Origin of the sequence: Fulvivirga sp., from assembly GCF_040218215.1 — a bacterium.
GTDB lineage: Bacteria > Bacteroidota > Bacteroidia > Cytophagales > Cyclobacteriaceae > Fulvivirga.
The window spans coordinates 280,647-301,445 of sequence record NZ_JAVJQL010000015.1 but is presented as its reverse complement, the minus strand read 5'-3'; the positions used below and the strand labels follow the sequence as shown (position 1 = coordinate 301,445).

General features: G+C 36.9%; 20 protein-coding genes and 2 tRNA genes. 7 read left to right on the top strand and 15 right to left on the bottom strand.

Annotated elements, in window-relative coordinates; translation table 11 throughout:
- Positions 1-121: 121 nt before the first annotated feature.
- From RIB54_RS12750 to rpmH, 5 genes are all read right to left on the bottom strand, one after another.
- Positions 122-634 (bottom strand): DUF2480 family protein, encoded by a 513-nt coding sequence (locus tag RIB54_RS12750; protein WP_350063908.1) that lies wholly within the window; start codon positions 632-634, stop codon positions 122-124.
- A gap of 25 nt (positions 635-659) precedes the next feature.
- Positions 660-1,343: a tRNA (adenosine(37)-N6)-threonylcarbamoyltransferase complex dimerization subunit type 1 TsaB gene (tsaB, locus tag RIB54_RS12745; protein ID WP_350101261.1), complete on the bottom strand. Its 684-nt coding sequence runs from the start codon at positions 1,341-1,343 to the stop codon at positions 660-662.
- Entirely contained in the window at positions 1,343-2,956 is a 1,614-nt protein-coding gene (locus RIB54_RS12740) for a S41 family peptidase (protein WP_350101260.1), read from the bottom strand. Before RIB54_RS12740 ends, tsaB begins: the two co-directional genes overlap by 1 nt.
- Positions 2,953-3,324: a ribonuclease P protein component gene (rnpA, locus tag RIB54_RS12735; RefSeq protein WP_350101258.1), complete on the bottom strand. Its 372-nt coding sequence runs from the start codon at positions 3,322-3,324 to the stop codon at positions 2,953-2,955. Before rnpA ends, RIB54_RS12740 begins: the two co-directional genes overlap by 4 nt.
- A gap of 66 nt (positions 3,325-3,390) precedes the next feature.
- The gene (gene rpmH / locus RIB54_RS12730; RefSeq protein ID WP_350063900.1) at positions 3,391-3,546 is read right to left on the bottom strand and encodes a 50S ribosomal protein L34; all 156 of its coding nucleotides are present in this window, start codon (positions 3,544-3,546) and stop codon (positions 3,391-3,393) included.
- Between the two features lie 129 nt (positions 3,547-3,675).
- On the opposite strand from rpmH, the gene RIB54_RS12725 reads away from it, so the two are divergent.
- Positions 3,676-5,388: a M61 family metallopeptidase gene (locus RIB54_RS12725; protein ID WP_350101257.1), complete on the top strand. Its 1,713-nt coding sequence runs from the start codon at positions 3,676-3,678 to the stop codon at positions 5,386-5,388.
- Between the two features lie 3 nt (positions 5,389-5,391).
- Here the strand turns inward: RIB54_RS12725 and RIB54_RS12720 are convergent, their stop codons facing one another.
- From RIB54_RS12720 to RIB54_RS12705, 4 genes are all read right to left on the bottom strand, one after another.
- Entirely contained in the window at positions 5,392-6,387 is a 996-nt protein-coding gene (locus RIB54_RS12720; protein WP_350101256.1) for an adenosine kinase, read from the bottom strand.
- A gap of 51 nt (positions 6,388-6,438) precedes the next feature.
- Complete coding sequence (locus RIB54_RS12715; RefSeq protein ID WP_350101254.1) at positions 6,439-7,344, bottom strand: glycerophosphodiester phosphodiesterase family protein; 906 nt, start codon at positions 7,342-7,344, stop codon at positions 6,439-6,441.
- Positions 7,345-7,435: 91 nt separating this feature from the next.
- Positions 7,436-7,510: transfer RNA gene (locus RIB54_RS12710), tRNA-Val, on the bottom strand.
- 102 nt (positions 7,511-7,612) lie between these two features.
- Positions 7,613-7,687: transfer RNA gene (locus RIB54_RS12705), tRNA-Val, on the bottom strand.
- Positions 7,688-7,866: 179 nt separating this feature from the next.
- Here RIB54_RS12705 and RIB54_RS12700 point away from each other — a divergent pair.
- A complete protein-coding gene (locus RIB54_RS12700; RefSeq protein WP_350101253.1) occupies positions 7,867-10,353 on the top strand; it encodes an AsmA-like C-terminal region-containing protein in 2,487 nt (828 codons plus the stop codon).
- 1 nt (position 10,354) lies between these two features.
- On the opposite strand, the gene RIB54_RS12695 is transcribed toward RIB54_RS12700, so the two are convergent.
- Together RIB54_RS12695 and RIB54_RS12690 are read right to left on the bottom strand one after the other, a co-directional pair.
- Positions 10,355-11,344, bottom strand: a complete 990-nt coding sequence (locus RIB54_RS12695) for a UDP-glucuronic acid decarboxylase family protein (RefSeq protein WP_350101252.1) — start codon at positions 11,342-11,344, stop codon at positions 10,355-10,357.
- Complete coding sequence (locus RIB54_RS12690) at positions 11,337-12,650, bottom strand: UDP-glucose dehydrogenase family protein (RefSeq protein WP_350101251.1); 1,314 nt, start codon at positions 12,648-12,650, stop codon at positions 11,337-11,339. The genes RIB54_RS12695 and RIB54_RS12690 overlap by 8 nt, the downstream gene beginning before the upstream one ends.
- Before the next feature lie 190 nt (positions 12,651-12,840).
- Here RIB54_RS12690 and RIB54_RS12685 point away from each other — a divergent pair, with 190 nt between their 5' ends.
- From RIB54_RS12685 to hpf, 4 genes are all read left to right on the top strand, one after another.
- Complete coding sequence (locus RIB54_RS12685) at positions 12,841-13,980, top strand: acyl-CoA dehydrogenase family protein (protein ID WP_350068313.1); 1,140 nt, start codon at positions 12,841-12,843, stop codon at positions 13,978-13,980.
- A 103-nt stretch (positions 13,981-14,083) separates the two neighbouring features.
- Positions 14,084-14,278 (top strand): 30S ribosomal protein S21, encoded by a 195-nt coding sequence (gene rpsU, locus RIB54_RS12680; RefSeq protein ID WP_350068305.1) that lies wholly within the window; start codon positions 14,084-14,086, stop codon positions 14,276-14,278.
- A gap of 73 nt (positions 14,279-14,351) precedes the next feature.
- Entirely contained in the window at positions 14,352-15,233 is an 882-nt protein-coding gene (locus RIB54_RS12675; RefSeq protein WP_350101250.1) for a tyrosine-type recombinase/integrase, read from the top strand.
- 25 nt (positions 15,234-15,258) lie between these two features.
- Positions 15,259-15,555, top strand: a complete 297-nt coding sequence (hpf, locus tag RIB54_RS12670; RefSeq protein WP_350068309.1) for a ribosome hibernation-promoting factor, HPF/YfiA family — start codon at positions 15,259-15,261, stop codon at positions 15,553-15,555.
- Positions 15,556-15,605: 50 nt separating this feature from the next.
- Here hpf and metK read toward each other — a convergent pair whose 3' ends face one another.
- The 3 genes from metK to RIB54_RS12655 all read right to left on the bottom strand — a co-directional run bounded on the left by metK (position 15,606) and on the right by RIB54_RS12655 (position 18,409).
- Positions 15,606-16,859, bottom strand: coding sequence for a methionine adenosyltransferase (gene metK, locus RIB54_RS12665; protein WP_350101249.1), 1,254 nt, complete (start codon positions 16,857-16,859; stop codon positions 15,606-15,608).
- An 81-nt stretch (positions 16,860-16,940) separates the two neighbouring features.
- Entirely contained in the window at positions 16,941-17,651 is a 711-nt protein-coding gene (locus tag RIB54_RS12660) for an SAM-dependent methyltransferase (protein WP_350101247.1), read from the bottom strand.
- Complete coding sequence (locus tag RIB54_RS12655; RefSeq protein ID WP_350101246.1) at positions 17,648-18,409, bottom strand: alpha/beta fold hydrolase; 762 nt, start codon at positions 18,407-18,409, stop codon at positions 17,648-17,650. Before RIB54_RS12655 ends, RIB54_RS12660 begins: the two co-directional genes overlap by 4 nt.
- Before the next feature lie 113 nt (positions 18,410-18,522).
- On the opposite strand from RIB54_RS12655, the gene RIB54_RS12650 reads away from it, so the two are divergent.
- On the top strand, positions 18,523-20,241 hold the full coding sequence (locus RIB54_RS12650; protein WP_350101245.1) for a hypothetical protein: 1,719 nt from the start codon (positions 18,523-18,525) through the stop codon (positions 20,239-20,241).
- On the opposite strand, the gene RIB54_RS12645 is transcribed toward RIB54_RS12650, so the two are convergent.
- Positions 20,242-20,793, bottom strand: a complete 552-nt coding sequence (locus RIB54_RS12645; protein ID WP_350101244.1) for a DUF2911 domain-containing protein — start codon at positions 20,791-20,793, stop codon at positions 20,242-20,244. It abuts the gene before it with no gap.
- Positions 20,794-20,799 lie beyond the last annotated feature (6 nt).

The window sequence follows — 20,799 nt, the reverse complement described above, 5'->3', positions numbered from 1 at the left end:
TTTTTTTCGCTCACAGCCAACCTCCAAACCCCTCATTTCAACTCCCCATAAACCCTCTTTCGGATAGGGTCTGCAAAGGTAACACAACATTCTACATTTGCAATACCATCGAAGAAAAAAATTATCGCTTTTTGAGCTTATAAAGTGGTACCGTGCTACAGGGCTCTCCAAACATGATACTAGCAGCGATTGGCCGTAATAATCTTGTGATTTCTACATAAGCAAATTCAGGTACAGGATGATTGCCACAACCTTTAACTACAATTTTTGCATCTTGAAAGTCTTCTAAGTTAACTTTTGCCAGAGCTTGCATGAACAGAGCGTTCTCTAAATCAGATAGGTCTCCATAAACGAGCATATTAGCATAAGGCTCTAGATTGATTGCTACAAGCATATAAGCCCAGTTTGGAATGATAGCATCCACCGAACACATTATGGCAACATTCTTACCTTCATAGTCTGCCCAGTTGTGCTCCTTAACAAAGGATCGAAAGTCTTTTTCTTTAAGGATGATACCATTGAAAAGCCATGGGGCTATATCCAAAACCTGCCTTACTCCAGTATGATAATGGTCTTCTAAGTCAAAAGTCTTTAGCGGACTGTTAGCTACTCTATTTATAATCTGATCTTCCATAGTTACTTATCTAGAACACTGAACATCATAACATAGGTTTTGGTTTGGTCGCCATGAACTCTTTCAAATAAAAAGGCTCGAAGTAGGCAACATCTTCAAATTCCTTTTTCTCGAACTTCTCATAAGCCAGTTCGCCTATGTATTGAGCATCCGGTATAACTCCTTCCAGAACTTTTGCATTTGGATTATCAGTAACCTTTTTCACTTTCCCAGCACCATTTCCAAAAAAAAGTATCCCCCCTTGATTTAAGTATTGGTCATAAGATTCGTGGTCCAATATTACCGGCTTGGTTTCTTCAACTATATTGAAGTCTGCATCTAAAAGCATTGCATAAACTTCCATCCGTCTTGCGTCAAGCATTGGGCACAGCATAGCTCCATTTACATTAAATCTAGCAACATTATGAGCCATTGCCTCTAATGTATTAATGGCGATAAGTGGGATATTTAAGGCATAACATAACCCTTTGACTGTGGAAGTTCCAATTCTAAGTCCAGTATAGGATCCTGGCCCTTTAGAAATGGCTATCGCATTGATACTCGCTAAAGATAGGTCGCATATTGAAAGCAAGTGGTCGATAGCGGGGTTAAGAGTAGAAGAATGAGATTGCTCTTTCTGAATTAATTCTTTAGCTAACAATTGCCCGTTATCATGGATAGCCAAAGAACATACAGGAGTGGAAGTTTCTATGCTAAGGATTAAGGACATTAGTTACTCGATAAAAGTTTTTTATAATGATCTTGATTTCGGAGCATCTTGAGCGAAATAAGAATGGCCTCATCTTCATTCAATATGCTTTTAATCTCCCCTGCCTGCAGTTCTTTCCTTGCTCCTAGCTCCTGCATGACAAGTCTTGTAATTTCGTGTTTGGCTTCTTCTAACTCAGTATCAGTTTCATTTAATGGTTTCTTAAGTTTTAAAATATTATCTAAAACCATCTGATCTTGCTTTTCCGCTTTGGCCATTTCATAAAGCGAATCTATGCTTTGATTAAATGGAGAGTAGTATTCAAAGCTGTTGTTATTCAACCAAGTTTTAAAGTTACTGAATTGACTCGCATCAAAAGTTGTGCTTGGGTGTTGTGAGTGAAAGTAATTGGCATATTTAAAGAGTAAGCCCTGAACAAATAATTCCACTGTAATGCTTTTTACATTTGGCTCTTCAACAAGTATGTCAGGCATTAATCCTCCTCTATCATAAACATCACGGCCAGCCTTGGTTTTAAAAATCCCTGCCTTTCTCTTAACCGTGTCATCAGCATGATCCCCATATTCAAGTTCCTGAATACACCTACCACTGGGTATATAATATCTTGCAGTCGTAATTTTTACTCTATTGTTATATGTAAGCGGCCGTGATGTTTGCACAAGACCTTTACCAAATGTTTGTGTTCCAATTAATACTCCTCTGTCATAGTCTTGCATAACACCCGCTACAATTTCCGCAGCGGAAGCACTTTCTCCATTCACCAATACAGCTAAAGGCATTTGATCATCAATAGAGCCATCAAGTGTTTTATATGTTCTGTTCCATTCCTCAATCCTGCCTCTGGTCGAAACAACTACCCTGTTTTTTGGAATAAAAACATTAGAAACATTTACTGCCTCGCTTAGTAACCCCCCCAGATTATTTCTCAAATCAAGTATGACTGCCTTTGCTCCATCTGATTTTAAAGATTTTACTGCCGAACCTACCTCTTTGCCTGCACCAGTGGTAAAATCATCTAATAGAATATAACCAATACTTGTATCTTCAATCAACCCAAAGTAGGGGACATTGTTAACAGTAATCTTTTCCCTTACCACATCAAAACTCAACGTGTCTTTTACCCCGGATCTTATTATTTGAATCTGCGCCTTTGACCTAGCCCTTCCTTTAAGAATTGCGCTAATTTCCGAAACAGATTTATTAATGGTTTCGCTACCGTTGGCTTTAACTATTTTATCCCCAACTTGTATCCCGGCCTTTTCGGCAGCAAAGCCTTTATAAAGCATAGAAATATAAGCCTCATTATCTATAATAGCTATTTGAGCCCCTATACCGGCATACTCCCCAGTAGTTGAAGTCATAAAAGCTTCTGCATCTTCTTCGGGAATATAATTAGTATAAGGATCCAGGCTTTCGAGCATTGCTTCTATTGCAATCTTTGTCAGCTGCTCGGGATCAGTATCGTCTACATAATAAGAGTTTACCTCACGAAACAGGCTGGCAAAAATGTCCAGGTTTTTTGCAATAGAAAAATACTTGTCAGAAGGAGATGCAAAAGCAACAATCAGTATTGCCAAAACTCCGATCAGTATATTTCTAATTGAGGATTTCATTTTGAGCTAGCATCAAGTCCTTTAATCTTATCCAAGATCTTAGTCATAGATTCCTGAATTTCATTAAACGGCATTATTTCTTTTGAAGTATAAAGGTAAGCAATCAGGTATTTATTGCTTGAAGAATGTATATTCCGTTTTAGGCGATAAGACTCACGGATTCTCCTTTTAATTTGATTTCTATCAACAGCCCTTTTAAAATTGCGCTTAGAAACAGAAATCAGTATTTGATTTGTCTCAGCATTGTCAGGGTGAGGAAGCAAAAGCACCTTGAAGGGATACAAATAAAAAGAGGAACCCTTTTCGAAGAGTTCCTTAATCCATATCTTTTTATTTAACCTTTCGGCTTTTTTAAAACTAAAATCCATAACCGGCAATTTAATAAAAAGCTTGCCGAGATGAAGAATTTAACCTTTTTCTAAAGGTCAATAATTTTATTTATGAGTCTTCTCGTCAGAAACGGTAAGCTTCTTTCTTCCTTTAGCTCTTCTTCTCGCTATCACGGCTCTACCATTAGGTGTAGACATTCTTTCTCTGAAGCCGTGCTTGTTTTTTCTTTTTCTTTGCGATGGTTGAAATGTTCTCTTCATCTTTGTTATAATTTAACCTTATTAAAAGGCATTAATTCACTTTTGACTTTTAATGGGCTGCAAAGATAGTTAGCTTTTTATTAATTGCAAATGCGGAACGCAAAATAGTTTAAATACCTAAAAACATATATGAAATACCACCTAAGATTCAACAATCCGCTTCAGCACCTCATTGATATTGTGCTTGAAATTGACAAAATACAAACTCCAAACTTAGAATTAAAACTGCCAATTTGGAGACCAGGAAGGTATGAAGCTTCCAATTATGCTAAAAATATTCAGCAAATAACATTCTTTGGCCAAAACGGAGAATTATTAGAACATAAAAAGCTAACCCATAGTCACTGGAAAATTGACACCAATGGCCATAGCCGCATAAAAGTAGCGTATAAATATTATGCTCATCAGCTTGATGCAGGCAATTCCTGGTTTACTGAGAATCAAATCTACATCAACTTTGTAAACTGCATACTTTATTGCGAAGACAGGCTGAATGAGGAGCATTATGTTAATGCAGAATTTCCTGATGGCTACATAATAGGTTGCGGGCTAAAATCAATAAATAACAAGCTGAAAGCCAAGAGTTATTATGACCTTGCCGATAGCCCATTAATAGCCAGCCGCACACTTGAGCATTTGGAGTATGAAGTTGATAATGTTTTATTTAATGTATGGATACAAGGTGAGCATAGTTTGGATAAGGACAAATTAGTCAGAGAGTTTAAGCTGTTTAGCGAATGCCAAATAGGTATGATGAAAGGGCTTCCGACAAGCGACTATCATTTTCTGCTTCAGTTTGCACCTAATAAATTTTATCATGGAGTTGAGCATTCAAATTCCACAGTTATATGTATTGGCCCTGGTAGGGATTTGGGCAAAGCAGAATTATATAGTGAGTTAATGGGTGTAAGTTCACATGAGCTATTTCATGCCTGGAATATCTGTAATATCCGGCCAAAAGAATTACAGCCTTATAATTTTGGTAAGCCGGCCGTATTCCCAACTGGTTATGTAGCTGAAGGATTTACAACTTATTACGGAGATTTGTTTTTAGTAAGATCCAAGGTTTTTGATAAGGCGTGGTATTTAAATGAGCTGAATAAACTATTCAATCGCCATTTTTTGAATTTCGGAAGGCTCAATAATTCGGTGATTAATTCTTCTATTGACTTATGGATAGATGGTTACCAGCCCAGTGCTCCACATAAAAAAAGCTCCATTTATATTGAAGGAGCTATGATTGCCTTAACCCTTGACCTTTTGATAAGGAAGAATACCAACAACACTCAATCTTTGGATGATGTGATGAGAATGCTCTACAGTAGGTTCGGGAAAAAGGGAGAAGGATACTCACATGCTGATATTAGAAGGATATGTGAAGAAGTAGCTGATCAGAACCTTGAAGAGTATTTTGTTGATTATGTAGATGGAACAAAGCCTAAGGAAGATTTAGTTTTAGCACTACTTGAGACTGTAGGGTGTAGTTTAGAAATAAATGATTCTCCATTGTTACTTGAAAGGGAATTGGGATTAAAAGTTGTTTTTGATGGAGATGAATGTAAAATAGCCCTAATAGTGCCTGATTCTTTTGGAGAGAGCCTCTTCTCAATAAAAGATAAGATAGTTTCAATTAATGGCGAGAAACCATCAGAAGGCATACTTAAAGAGTTAAAGAGTGGGACGTTAGAGTTTCAGATTGAAAGGAATTTTAAGCGCCTCGACATTGCGACCAAAACGGAAGGCAGATCATTTTTGAAAAGGTATAGCATAAGTCAAAAAAAGAGTCCTTCTGAAAAACAGAAAGACTCCTTTGAAAATTGGTTAAACATTTCCTTTGACTAGATACTAAGGCAGAAGTTGTTTTTTAACTTCCTTTGCTTGTTGTAATTCCAGTCTTGGCCCAAACTTTGATACTATCTTAGAAGATGCCAAGCTGGCTAGCTTACCAGCATCAGCGTAAGAATGCCCATTAGTGATGGCATATAAAAACGCCCCGGCAAACATATCCCCGGCACCATTGGTATCAATAGCATCCACTTTGTAAGGTTCAATATCAACAAATGTATCTCCATCAAATATCATTGCGCCATTGGCGCCTAAAGTAATCACAAACCTCTTAGCTACTTTCTTAAGTTCTTCCCGTGCTGATTCAATGGTATTGGTATCTGTAAAAAGCATTGCTTCTTCTTCATTACAGAAAAGCAAATCAACACTCGCTCCAACTATTTCTTCCATTTGCGGCTTAAAATACTTGACCATACTTGGATCAGAAAATGTCATGGCCACTTTTACCCCATTTTCCTCGGCTATCTTTTTTGCCAGTTTCATTGCTTTTTGACCATCTTCGCCTGGTACTAAGTAGCCTTCCATGTACAAATACTTGCTGTCTTTAAGGGCGGTTTCGTTAATCTCTGACACAGAGAAAGTTGAAGTAATCCCAAGGAAAGTATTCATGGTTCTGTTAGCATCTGGAGTAGTCATTACCAAACACTTGCCGGTAATTCCGTCAGGTGCTGTTCCAGAAGTTAAATTTGTGTCGACACCATTGCTCTTAAGATCCTTCAGATAAAAAGTACCCATATCATCTTTGGAAACACGGCATGAATAGTAACTTCTTCCGCCAAACTGGCTTATTGCAATTATTGAATTAGCCGCTGATCCACCACATTGCATATTACTAGATGGCAAATGAATGGCATCTACCAATTCAGTTTGCCGCTCTTCATCAACCAAGGTCATCAGTCCTTTTTCAACTCTATATTTCTCCAGAAAGTCATCAGAAACTTCAGTGACTATATCTACAAGGGCATTACCAATGCCATAAACATCATATTTCTTCATATTACTTAGCTTAAAGCCGCTAAGATAGGATTACCCAACGAGTATGAAAACTCAATCTTCTTTAGAAATTTTAGGAGTTATATATCCCAATTCAGCTGCACGATTAGGATAATCGGTAATAATACCATCAATTTTCCATTTGACAAGGTTTTGCATATCCGATTTTTCATTGACGGTCCAAGGAATAACCTTAATTCCCAACTTGTGAAGTTCACTTATCTTCTTTTCGGAAAGTAGTTTGTAGTAAGGACTGTAAATATCTGGGGTAAACCCTAATTCTTGCAAGTTGGTTTTTACAGATTTTGTGTTTTCTATTAATGCGGCAATCTTAACATCAGGATATTGCTCATTCCAATGCCTTAAGATTCGAAAATCAAAAGACTGGATAATTATCCTGTTCCATGGCAAATATTGGTCAATGAGTTGATAGACCAGTTTAGAAAATTCTGAAGGATTTGGGTGAAATACTCCATCACCATTTTTTTCTGTCTTTAGCTCTATGTTGTAATAAACTTCAAATAAGGTTTCACTTTTAATATGCTCCTCAACAGCCTTGATTACATCTTCCAATAACGGCTTGGTTGTACTTGTCTTAATCTGATCCTTAAACCTTGGATTTCCCTTGGAGCCACAATCACATTTTGCAACTTCCTCAGAGTTCATCTTATAAATATTGAAGTTCTGCTCCTGCTTTGGCGTAATCTCATTCCCTAAAGAATCTAGACAAATGACCGAAGATAAATACGGCTCATGTGAAACAACTACTTTTCCATCCTTACTGATAACCACATCCATTTCCAAAGTTGTAACCCCCTGATCCAGTGCATATAAAAAGGCAGGAACAGAATTTTCCGGAAAAACACCGCGCGCTCCTCTATGTCCTTGAATATCCAATTTAGATTGAGCATTTAATTGAAAAGAAATTATGCAGATTAAAATTGTGGCTACTTTATTCATATATAATCATAAAAATAGGGCAAAATGTTATTAAGCCAATTATGTAAATGTTATGAATTAGAAAAGTATCTTAATGATATTGAAAGAAGAGTGGGAAATACTGGATTCGAACCAGCGACCCCCGCCCTGTCAAGGCGATGCTCTAAACCAACTGAGCTAATTTCCCATTAATGCTAGCCCTAAATATAATTAAGAATAGGCAAAATTTAGATATACAATAAAGTCAAATATAGCTAAACAAAAAAAGACAGTATAAACTGTCTTTTTGTGGGCGCTGAGGGATTCGAACCCCCGACCCCCTCGGTGTAAACGAGGTGCTCTGAACCAACTGAGCTAAGCGCCCTTTTTATTAAAATATCCCGCTCGTCTGCGAAATGGAATGCAAATTTAGTACAGTTTTAATTTTATGCAAATTTATTTTGTAAGAAAAGAATTAAAATTTTTGTCACCTCGTTTCGTTTGAACATTATGGCTTTTAAAAAGTACCTTTAAAGCGAGTTTGAAAAGAAAAATCAATATTAGTTGAATATAGTCAAAGTACTTAAAAAGGCATTTTTTTACTCAATAGCCATTTTGAGTTTGGTTCTGTTAGTCAGTTCGCTGGTCGTGTACTACTATCGCGATACTATTATTCAAAGATTCGTTGCTGAAGCAAATAAATATATCAACACACCAATTGCAGTCAATGAAATTAATGTATCCATTATAGACAACTTTCCCGAAGTATCCATCATCTTCAATAAGATCAAAATTGATGGCAGCAACAAGAAAGAAAAATCGAAATTATTAATTGCCGACAAGCTAACAATTGGTTTCAATCCGATAAAGCTGTGGAACAACACCTATTCTATAGAGGGTGTTAGTCTGGAAAATGCTACATGTCTGATATCTGTTGACAAACAAGGGATAATTAATTACGATATTGTAAAAAAGCAAGGTTCTGGTGAGTCAAAAAATGTTGATTTTGATTTAAAAAAAGTCAAGCTATTAAACGTTCATTTTATTTATGACAATCAGGCCATTGATAATTTAATTGACTTAACTACATCCAATACCTCAGCAAGTCTCATCTATAATAATGCGCTTTTTGACATTGACGCTTCAGGTAGCTATCAGGTACACAACATATCATCACGGGGAAATGTATTTATCACAGAAAAGGAAATGCAGGTGAATGCCAAAATAGTCTATGATGACATCAACAAAAAAGTAGGCATTAGTCCCTCCAGCTTACAAGTATCTGGATCCGAGTTTTTGACATATGGTGAATATGCTTTTAAAGACCAACAGTCCATTGAAATACACCTGGAAGGCAAGGACACCAACCTTAATACAATAAGCTCTTTAATGCCAGAGCCAATTCAGAAAAAATTATGTGTTTATGAAAGCGCTGGAAACACCTATTTTAATCTTTCTCTTGTTGGTGATTTGGGAGAAAAAATCGGTCCGCAGCTTGAAGTACAATTTGGCCTTAAAGGAGCTTCCATTTTCTATCCTGACACGGACACAAGACTTAAAAATGCAAATGCAGAGGGATATTTGAAATTGGCGGATATCTACAATACAAAACAAGGAATGCTTGAGCTTAAAAACATTGAGGGGAATCTGGATGGGTCTGAATTCAATAGTAATTTGACTATTATCAATTTCTCCAACCCCAAGTTAATATTTGACTTCTCAGGAGCTATGGATATGAAATCGCTATTAAATTTCTATCAGCCCAAAGGACTTAATTCTGCATCTGGTAGCTTGGATATTGATATTTCCTTCAATGGAAATGTTAACGATTTGAAGAGTAGAAACCTTCAGGGCAGAACAAAAACATCAGGACAAATAGTTTGTAAAGAGATTAATTTGTCGATGGAAAGCTTAAAGTATCCCTTGCAAAACCTTAATGGTCAATTCCTATTTAACAATATAGATATAGCTCTTAATGATGTTTCGGGTTATTATGGCAAGAGTGACTTTCGCTTAAATGGGCTGTTTAAGAACTTGCTTGCTTTTATTCTCTTAGAAAATGAACCTATAGGAATTGAAGCAGATTTACATTCTAAATACCTTGATCTGGATGAGTTACTTGCCCAAACAAATTCAAAGGGTTCTGACAATTATTATTTCGAACTGTCTCCAAGACTAAAGCTAAAGTTTAACACTAATATTGATAGGTTAACCTTCAGGCGATTTCACCCTTCCAATGTCAAAGGAAATGTCATCATTAAAAATCAAGGGCTACACTCGAATGGAATATCATTTGATGCGATGGGTGGAAATGTTTCTCTAACAGGGAATATAGAGGCACCATCAAATAAATCAGTAGATGTAAAAAGTCAGATTTCAATAAGCGGACTCCAAATCGATAGTATTTTCTATGTACTTGAAAATTTTAATCAGGGATTTATAATCGATAAAAATTTAAAAGGAATAGTTAATGCAGAAATAGAAACCAGCATGAGCTTTGACCATTATCTTAACCTGGAGCCAGCATCACTTGAAGCAAGCATTCTCACCTCTATTTCAAAAGGCGAGCTCAATAATTTTGAACCAATGAAAAAGCTTTCTAAATATGTAGATGAAGATAAATTAGATCACCTGACCTTTTCCAATATTAGCAACGAGATATTTATACAAGACCAAACCATTTATATACCCCAAATGGAAGTTGGCACCAATATTACCTCATTGAAAATAAGCGGTACTCATCAATTTAATCAAGAGATAAACTACCATGTAGTTACACCTCTAAGGAGCTCAAAAAGAATAGATAAAGATGAAGCGTTTGGTGCTATAGAAGAGGATGTTTCGGGTCAGTCAATGCTGTACTTAAAAATAACAGGCACCACTTCTGACTATCAGGTGAGCTATGACAAGCAAGAAGTTAAAAAGAAAATTGCTGCTGATATAAAAAAGGAACTGCAAGAGCTTAAAGACGCCTTTAAAAACAAAGGCATTAAAAAGGAGAAAGCTGTAGAGTTAGAGGAAGACGAATATTTTGATTGGGATGATCACTAGATCATTTTTTAATGTACCCTTCAAAATTATTGTGATCCTTAGCAAATAGCTCGTCCTTACTTAAAGACTTAAAGTATTCATAGGTAATTTTCAAGCCTTCAGCTCTGGAAACCTTAGCTTCCCAACCTAAAATCTCCCTTGCTTTATCTGTATTGGGCTGTCGCTGCATCGGGTCATCTTTTGGTAGTGGTTTATAAACTACTTTCTGATTTGTTCCAGTCAGTTTGATAATCTCCTCTGCAAACTGCGAAATTGTAATTTCATCAGGATTCCCAATATTCACAGGGTACGCATAATCACTAAATAAAAGTCTATATATCCCTTCTATTAAGTCATCTACATAACAAAACGATCTCGTTTGTGATCCATCGCCAAAAACAGTCAAGTCTTCCCCTCTTAATGCCTGTCCAATGAAGGCAGGAAGCACTCTGCCATCATTCAATCGCATTCTTGGCCCGTAGGTATTAAATATTCTAACTATTCTTGTTTCCAAACCATGATATGTATGATAAGCCATTGTCATGGCTTCTTGAAACCTTTTGGCTTCATCATATACACCTCGAGGACCCACTGGATTTACATTACCATAATACTCTTCAGTTTGTGGATGCACCATCGGATCTCCATATACTTCAGAAGTTGAGGCAATAAGCATTCTTGCATTTTTTGCTTTGGCCAGCCCAAGCAAATTATGAGTCCCTAAAGAACCAACTTTAAGCGTCTGTATAGGTATTTTTAAATAATCTATAGGACTGGCCGGAGAGGCAAAATGAAGGATATAATCTAACTCACCGGATACATGAACGTATTTTGATACATCGTGATGGTAAAACTCAAAATTTTCCTTACCAAATAGGTGCTCTATATTCTTAAGATTACCGGTGATTAGGTTATCCATGGCCAAGACCTTAAAGCCCTCCTTGTGGAATCTATCACACAGATGTGATCCTAGAAAACCTGCTGCCCCCGTAATTAAAACTGATTTACTCATTTATAGTCCCTCTTCCTATGCTAAAGTAAGTATATCCCAAATCTTTCATTTCTTCAGGCGTATATAAGTTTCTCCCATCAAAAATGGTTCTTGAAGTAAGCAGCTCACTTACCTTATCAAAGTCTGGAGTTCTAAAAACTGGCCACTCAGTTGCGATGAATAAAGCATCTGCTCCTTCCAAAGCACTATATTGACTATCACAAAACTCTATTCTATCTCCCAATAGCTCCTTGACATTATCCATAGCCTCAGGGTCATAGGCCCGAACAGTTGCCCCGGCAGCTAAAAGTTCATCTATGTTATAAAGAGCAGGGGCTTCGCGAATGTCATCAGTATAAGGTTTGAAGGCAAGACCCCAAAGTGCTATTGTCTTACCCGTTAAATCACCACCAAAGTATTTCTTTATTTGCGGGATAAGTTTTGTCTTTTGTTTTTCATTCACTTGCATTACAGACTTGAGTATATCAAAGTCATAATTAACTTCCTGAGCCGATTTAGCCAAAGCCTGAACATCCTTGGGAAAGCAGCTTCCTCCATAACCAATACCTGCAAATAAAAACCTTTTGCCTATTCTTGAATCAGTGCCCACTCCTCTTCTAACCGCATCCACATCAGCACCCAGCAGCTCGCACATATTCGCTATCTCATTCATGAATGTGATTTTTGTAGCCAGAAAAGAATTAGCCGCATACTTAGTAAGCTCTGCAGATTTCTCATCCATGTAAATTATAGGATTTCCCTGACGTACTAGCGGTGCATATAGAACATCCATTAATTTCTTAGCCTTGTCAGATGTAGTTCCAATAACAACTCTATCAGGTTTCATGAAATCTTCTACAGCTACCCCCTCTCTCAGGAATTCAGGATTTGAAACAACATCAAATTCTACATTACAGTTTTGTGCAACTCTGTTTTTTACTTTATCAGCAGTACCTACAGGCACAGTACTTTTATCTACAATAACAGCATAGTCCTTTAAAAGTGGGCCAAGGTCTTCTGCAACCTTTAAAATATATTTCAAATCAGCAGAACCATCCTCTCCTGGAGGTGTAGGCAATGCAAGGAAAATTATTTTAGCACCTTCAATGCCTTCTTTTAAATTAGTAGTAAAGTGAAGACGATCTTGCTTAAGATTTCTCTCAAAAAGGTTTTCAAGTCCTGGTTCGTAAATGGTTATTTTACCATTTTTTAGGCTATTTACTTTTCTTTCATCAATATCAACACAAGTTACTGTGTTACCAGTTTCCGCAAAACAAGTTCCTGTTACCAGTCCTACATATCCTGTACCTACTACTGCTATTTTCATAATTATTTATCTAATGCTTAATGCGTTGCAAAAATAGTCTAATAAATAAATTAACCTGAAATACGTTTACTTTTTTGGTGTTAAATTCTTCCAAACTAACATTCGTTTGGGTAAATTATTTTTATCTCTAAATTTGCAGTCTAATAAACCAAATAGTGAAATGAATTCAGTTGCAGAAAAAGAAACCACAATGAACTTTGATATATCAGAGAACCAAACAATGATAGCTCAAATGATCCGGGATTTTGGAGAAAAAGAAATACGTCCTAAAATGATGGAATGGGATGAAGCCCAGGAATTTCCAATAGACTTATTTAAAAAACTTGGAGGTCTTGGCCTAATGGGCGTATTGGTTCCAGAAAAATATAATGGTTCCGGTTTTGGGTATCACGAGTATGTTACTGCAATTGTAGAATTGTCTAAAATTGATGGGTCTATAGGGCTATCTATGGCTGCTCATAACTCTTTATGTACAGGGCATATTATGCAGTTTGGAAATGAAACTCAAAAAGAAAAATATCTTCCAAAACTTGCTACCGGTGAGTGGATTGGAGCCTGGGGACTTACAGAGCCCAACACCGGTTCTGATGCCGGAAATATGAAAACTGTTGCAGTACAAGATGGTGATTATTATGTTATCAATGGTGCCAAAAATTTTATAACTCATGGAAAGTCCGGAGATGTAGCGGTAGTAATTGTACGCACAGGTGAAGTTGGTGATAGTCATGGCATGACGGCTTTTGTCGTAGAGCGAGGAACACCTGGCTTCACAGGAGGTCGTAAAGAAAACAAATTAGGGATGCGAGCCTCTGAAACTGCCGAAATGATCTTTGATAACTGCAGGGTTCATAAAGATCAAATGCTGGGCAATGTTGGTGAGGGATTTATTCAATCCATGAAAATACTTGATGGCGGAAGAATTTCTATTGCCGCCTTAAGTTTAGGAATTGCGGAAGGTGCATATCTTGCAGCTCTGCAATACGCACAAGAACGGCATCAATTCAATCAGCCCATTGCAAAATTTCAAGGAATCTCCTTCAAACTTGCTGATATGGCAACAAAAATTGAAGCTGCAAAATTATTGATTTACCAGGCGGCTGATTTAAAGAACAAAGGCAAGTCTGTAAATAAGGAGTCCGCTATGGCGAAACTATACGCTTCAGAAATTGCCGTTGAAGTTGCCAACGAAGCTGTTCAAATTTTTGGCGGTTATGGTTTCACTAAAGACTATCCGGTAGAGAAATTCTACAGAGACGTGAAATTGTGTACAATAGGCGAGGGAACATCAGAAATTCAAAAATTGGTCATTTCAAGAGCCATTTTGAAGTAACCAAAGCCTATTAAGATCATTCAATTTCTTTTTAATGCTCTATAGTTGCTTTAATCCAAATAATTTCTAGTTTTGCAGTCCATTTGAAAGGAGGTGATACAAAATGATTATAATTAACGTAAAAGAAAACGAGTCAATTGACAAGGCATTAAAAAGATTCAAAAAGAAGTTTGAAAAGACTGGTGTTTTGAAAGAGCTTAGATCAAGAACGTTTTATGAAAAGCCTTCAGTTTCAAGAAGAACTGAGATTATCAAAGCAAAATATATCCAAGGAAAATACGCTGAAGAAAATTACTAAGGCGAATTACTTTCCTGTTTTAATTTATTAAATTAGTACTACACAGCTAAGATGCTGGTAGTACTTTTTTTTTATGCAGGAAACCTTCTTAAAATACCTTGAATACGAAAAACGCTACAGCAAACACACCATACTTTCGTATAAACTAGACTTAAGCCAACTTTCCAGTTATATTAAAAATACTTCTCCTGAATTTGATCTGGAGAATGCCAATCATCTATTAATCAGGGGTTGGATTGTTTCTTTAGTTGAATCTGAAATTCAGCCAAAATCAATTAACAGAAAAATTGCCTCATTAAGATCTTACTACAAGTTTCTTTTGAGACAAGGGACAATTCAAAAGGATCCCACTTCAAAAATCAAAATTTTAAAGACCCGCAGGAAACTGCCTCAATTTGTCAATGAGAAGGACATGAATCTTCTGTTAGATAATTGTGAGTTTAATAATGATTTTGAAGGGGCCAGGGACAGACTAGTGCTGGAGATGCTTTATAGTACGGGAATAAGGTTAACAGAGCTTATTAACTTAAAAGGCTCAAACCTTAACTTTCACAATAGAACAATCAAAGTTCTGGGAAAACGAAATAAAGAAAGAGTTATTCCATTTTCTGTTAGTTTAGAAAAAGTAATTAAGCAATATCAGGTAGAAAGGAATAAACTCACTAATGGATATGAAAACCAAAACTTGATCGTTACAGGTAGTGGTGAATCATGTTATCCGATGCTGATATATAGAATCGTAAAAAAATACCTTAACCTTTTTACAACAATAGATAAAAGAAGTCCTCATGTGCTGCGTCACACATTTGCGACTCACTTGCTTAATAAGGGAGCAGAGCTAAATGCCGTTAAAGATTTACTGGGACACTCCAGTTTAGCGGCTACACAAGTTTATACTCACAATTCCCTTGATAAGCTAAAATCGGTCTTTGACCAGGCGCATCCTAAAGCATAATTTTTAACATTTAAATTTTAAGACTATGAAGCTACAAATTCATTCCATCCACTTCGATGCTGACCAGAAGTTAATCGCTTTCATACAGAAAAAAGCAGATAAGCTAGAAACATTTTATGACCGTATTGTGGACGGTGAGGTCTTTTTAAGATTGAATAATTCAGGAATAGAAAATAAAACAGTTGAAATAAAACTTAATGTACCTGGCAACCAACTCTTTGCTAAAGAGCAAGCAACATCATTTGAAGAAGCTACAGATTTGGCTACTGAAGCTTTGAGGAGGCAGTTAAGGAAAGCTAAAGCAATACAACTAGAACACTAATAAAAAAAGGGGCTTTAAAGCCCCTTTTTTTATGTTTCGTTTAATACTCTTTACAGAGAAAACTCTTTTTTTACAGTATCAACAAAGTCGAGTTTCTCCCATGTAAATAACTCAACTTCTTTTATTATTTTTTCCCCATTAGCAGACACAAACTCCTTTTTAACAGTTACATTTTCTCTACCCATGTGTCCGTATGAGGCTGACTCGGAGTAAATAGGGTTTCTAAGTTTAAGCCTGGTCTCAATTGCGTATGGTCGCATGTCAAATATCTTAGCAATCTTATTTGCAATCTCGCCATCTGACAAACCAACCTTAGAAGTTCCGAAAGTATTCACAAAAATTCCCATTGGCTCAACAACACCAATTGCATATGAGACTTGAACCAACATTTCATCGGCTACTCCTGCTGCTACCATATTTTTAGCTACATGCCTGGTTGCATAGGCTGCTGACCTATCAACTTTTGAAGGATCCTTTCCAGAAAATGCACCTCCTCCATGGGCTCCCTTACCACCATAGGTATCTACAATAATCTTTCTGCCTGTCAAACCCGTGTCACCATGTGGTCCACCAATAACAAATTTACCAGTTGGGTTAATGTGGTATTTTATCTGGTCATTAAATAGTTTTTGCAATTCAGGTTTTAATTGCGATTTAACTCTTGGAATAAGGATTTCAATAATATCCCTTTTGATTTTGGCCAGCATCTTACCTTCTTCATCAAAATCATCATGCTGAGTAGATACTACTATAGCTTCTATTCTCTGAGGTGTATTATCATCAGAATATTCTATTGTAACCTGAGACTTAGCATCAGGTCTTAAATAAGTTATATCTTTATTTTCTCTCCTCAATGCTGCAAGCTCAATCAATATTTTATGAGACAGGTCAAGTGCTAAAGGCATATAGTTTTCTGTCTCGTTAGTAGCATAACCAAACATCATTCCCTGATCTCCAGCTCCTTGCTCTTCAGGATTGCCTCTATCCACACCCTGATTAATATCTGGTGATTGCTCGTGTATTGCCGAAATTACACCACAAGAATTTCCATCAAACATGTACTCTCCTTTGGTATACCCAATTTTATTAATCACCTCACGGGCAATTTTTTGAACATCCAAATAGGCAGTTGATTTAACTTCCCCACTTAATACAGTTAATCCTGTGGTAACCAATGTTTCACAGGCCACTTTGGAATCCTTATCAAATGCTAAGAAATTATCAATAAGAGCGTCAGAGATTTGATCAGCTACTTTGTCAGGGTGTCCTTCAGATACTGATTCGGACGTAAATAAATATGGCATTGATTATACTTTAGTTCCTTATAAATTGAAGGCGCAAATTTAGAGTAAAATGGTATGATATTAAAATGAATAGTTTAGTTGTTAGCTGCCTGCATAAATTAAAAATACAGTTGGAACTTTGTGCAGGTCAATTTCCTGGCTTTTCCAATGCCCAATGCTATGTGTCTCAATAAACTCCTGTTCTCCGGTTAAGTCTCTGGCAACACATAGCTGAGTTGAATTATCACAGACAGATAAAATTGTTTTTAACAGTTGATTATTCCTATATGGTGTTTCAATGAATATTTGGGTCTGATTAAACCTGTTAGATTCCGTTGTCAACCTTCTTATTTCTGCTTCCAACGGTTTTTTATCAATTGGCAAATACCCATGAAAACAAAACTTCTGTCCATTAAAGCCAGAACCCATCAGTGCTAACAAAAGAGATGATGGCCCGACTAAGGGAATAACCCTAACACCTTTTTTATGTGCCCATTCTACAGCTTTAGCACCAGGGTCTGCAATACCTGGGCACCCAGACTCAGATAAAATTCCAACATTTTCCCCAGCCAATAGTGGCTGCATCAGACGGGATATTTCTTCGTCAGGTGTTTTTTTATCCAATAAAAAAAACTCTAAATCTTCAATGGTAACACCGAGATTTAGGCTACTAATATATCTCCTCGCTGTTCTGATGTTTTCCACAAGAAACAAGCTCGTTGTCTTTATAGCAGTAAGTACCTGTAAAGGGATGGTATCCACCTGGTTCTCAGAAACAACATTTGGTATAATATAGAGTTTCCCTATGCTCATTTATTTAAAAAATTTGTAAGTGTTTCCATAAACCTATCAGTCTGCTCTGCATGAACCCAATGCCCGGCATTTTCAATAGTCTCAACAGCAGCATTTGGGAAGCACTGATCTATTAATATAAAATCATCATCTTTTATGTAGTTTGAATTCTCTCCTCTAATAAAAAGTACAGGTTTAATTTCGGTAAGCTTTCCACTAAGACCTTCACCGATAATTTCAATGTTATCTGTAATTACAGGTAAATTAATCTTCCAACTAAATCCATTAGAATCCCTGTTCAGGTTTTTAAGCAGAAATTGCCTTACCCCAGGCTCCTGTACATACTCCGCCAGTGCCTTATCTGCTTCATTTCGAGAAGATAAGTTAACTAAGTTTAAAGCGTTTAATCCCTCCAAGATCGAATCATGATGGACTGGATAAGCCCTTGGTGCAATGTCTACCACACACAATTTAATCCATTCTTCGGGGTGATTAACTGCGTATTGCATTGCAGTCTTTCCCCCCATGGAATGCCCTATAATTATTGGATTCTTAATTTCCTGCTCCCGAATAAACTCTTCCAGGTCTGAGGCCATAACGTGGTAGTTGAACTCATCGTGATGCGGAGATTGTCCATGGTTTCGTTGGTCTAACAAATAGACCTTATATTTCTCACTAAGTGCCTTTCCTATAGTGAGCCAATTATCTGACGAGCCAAATAAACCATGAAGAACAATGATAGGCTGCCCCGCTCCCATTTCCCTAAAAAATAATTTCATAGATTAATTAGATTGAAATTTTAGTTGGTATAATCTTGGTATAAACTTAGCTTATTAATCTTTAACCCGTTATGTGGATATAAACTTGTTTAATTCATATATTGAAAAAAAGTATGACCAGAATTATGAATATGCTCAAGACCAGGCTTTCCATATTGTTTATTGTTGCTACTTACTCTCTGGCTCTTGGTCAGGATGAGATCAAAAAATTACCCCCAAATATCAATCACCCATCTTTGAATCTATTTGTTCCGGTGATAAGCGGTAATGGGGAAACAATAGTTTATCAGTCAGACTATTCAGATGACGGTTTTCATACCATGTATTTCACAACAAAAAAGAGTGTTTCCTCATGGAATGATGGTGTTGAAGTTTCGAAAAATGTCAACCGCCCTACATTAAATTATTATGGAGGTTATAGTCTGTCATTTGAAGGTGATATGCTGATTTTCACCTCCAGAAAATCAGGTCTTGGGGGTTTTGAATTATGGTATAGCAAAAGAGAAGGCGACAACTGGGGTGCCCCTAAAAATTTTGGCGCACCAATCAATTCTGCAAGCAATGAGGGTACAGCATCTCTGTCTGTTGATGGTGAGACAATGTACTTTATGAGATGTGATCAAATGACTGAGTATAAAGGTGCCACGGGTTGTAAGTTGATGGTGGCTACAATGAAATATGGCAAATGGCAAGAGCCTGTTGAACTACCAACTAACATTAATACAGGAAACTCGCAAAACCCTAAAATATTGGCCGATGGAAATACATTGATTTTTTCATCCGATCAATTTGGTGGTAAAGGGGGGCTTGATCTTTTTATGACCAAGAAATTGGGTGATAATTGGTCTGATCCAGTGCCTATGGACTTTATTAATACTCCACAAAATGATCAATTTATAAGTATCCCGTCAAAAGGCAGGTACCTCTACACTTCTATGAAAGATGACAGGGTATTTCATATAACGCAAGTTTTAATACCGGAAGAGTTTCAACCTAAGAAAGTTATGCGAGTACAAGGAACTGTTACCGATAAACAAACCGGAGAGCCAGTAAATGCAATGCTAACTGTTTTTAACATTGATTTGCGAGATCGGCTTTTTAATGAAAAGATAGGAGCTAAAGGTGAGTTTTCTTTGGTTATGAATGAAGGCTCCCATTACGATCTTGCCCTGACCGGTGATGATCAGACTTATATGTACTACTCTAAAATTTATGCTCTTGATGAAATTGGCAATAGAGATAAACAAAGTTTGCGTATTCAGCTTGAGCCTATGGCAGCTGGCAGCGAATATGAAACAGCCATTCGTTTTAAAGAATATAGCAGTGAAATTGATGATCTGAGTACATTTGAGCTGAGAAGGCTTGCAGATTTGACCAGAAGAAATTCAAATATGAAGTTTGAATTGGATATTTACCAAAACAACTACAAGGAGGACTCTGTCTTTAGCGATGAAGATTTAACTGAACTGATTGTAGATTCTGTCTACACAGAAAAAGAAGTGGTGGATACCGTATCTGTTGCAAGCGCAGTGTCAAAAATAGATTCTCTTGGGTTATCAGGTCAGCAGGTTGATTCATTACTAGCTGAAATAAATGAAGTCCCACAAAAGGATTCTTTAGTCTATTCAAAAGTAAGAGAACTAGAAATTAGAAAGACCTATCATAATGATAGAACTGAAAAACAAGCTGAAGCTGTGAAAGCTTACCTGGTGGAAAGAGGAGCTAATCCTGATAATATTAAAATAAGGCGATTTAAAAATGTAACTGATGCAACAAAAAGAGGTGATCAGCAAGAAGATGTAATTGTAAAATTAAAAATCCTTTCGCTTTAGCTAGTTCTGTGGGATCATAGGCACCACTACCAAAGTTTGGTCCCACATCAACACCATGTCGATTTCATCATGCATCTCTTCAAATGCTATGGTAAATTGCTCAAACATATTTTTGGTGCTAATAGGAGCTACCTCGACTACCAGCTCTTGAGTTGCAGGATCATTGGCTGCTTCTAATGACAATAATTCAACACCCCAGCCCGGAATGGTGCTATTAAAAATAATTTGCCAGCTTTCCCGGCCTGGTACAGTAAACAAAGCATACTCACCCTTAGGCAAAACCTCATCCCCAATTTTTAGGTCAACATTTGTTGTGAAAATGGTGGGTTCATTGGCTCCTGTCCTCCACACCTTGTCATAAGGCACTAACCCTCCAAATATTGTCCGTTCCTTTTTATAAGGCCTTCCATACACTACTGAAACATCAATATCGTTTTTGGTATAATTAGCTTTATCCTGCGGGCTGAATGATTTGGTATACATCCTGAGGCCGACCATAGACACAGCAATCACAGCAACTACAATACCGGCAATTACAATTATTTTTTTCATCAATTA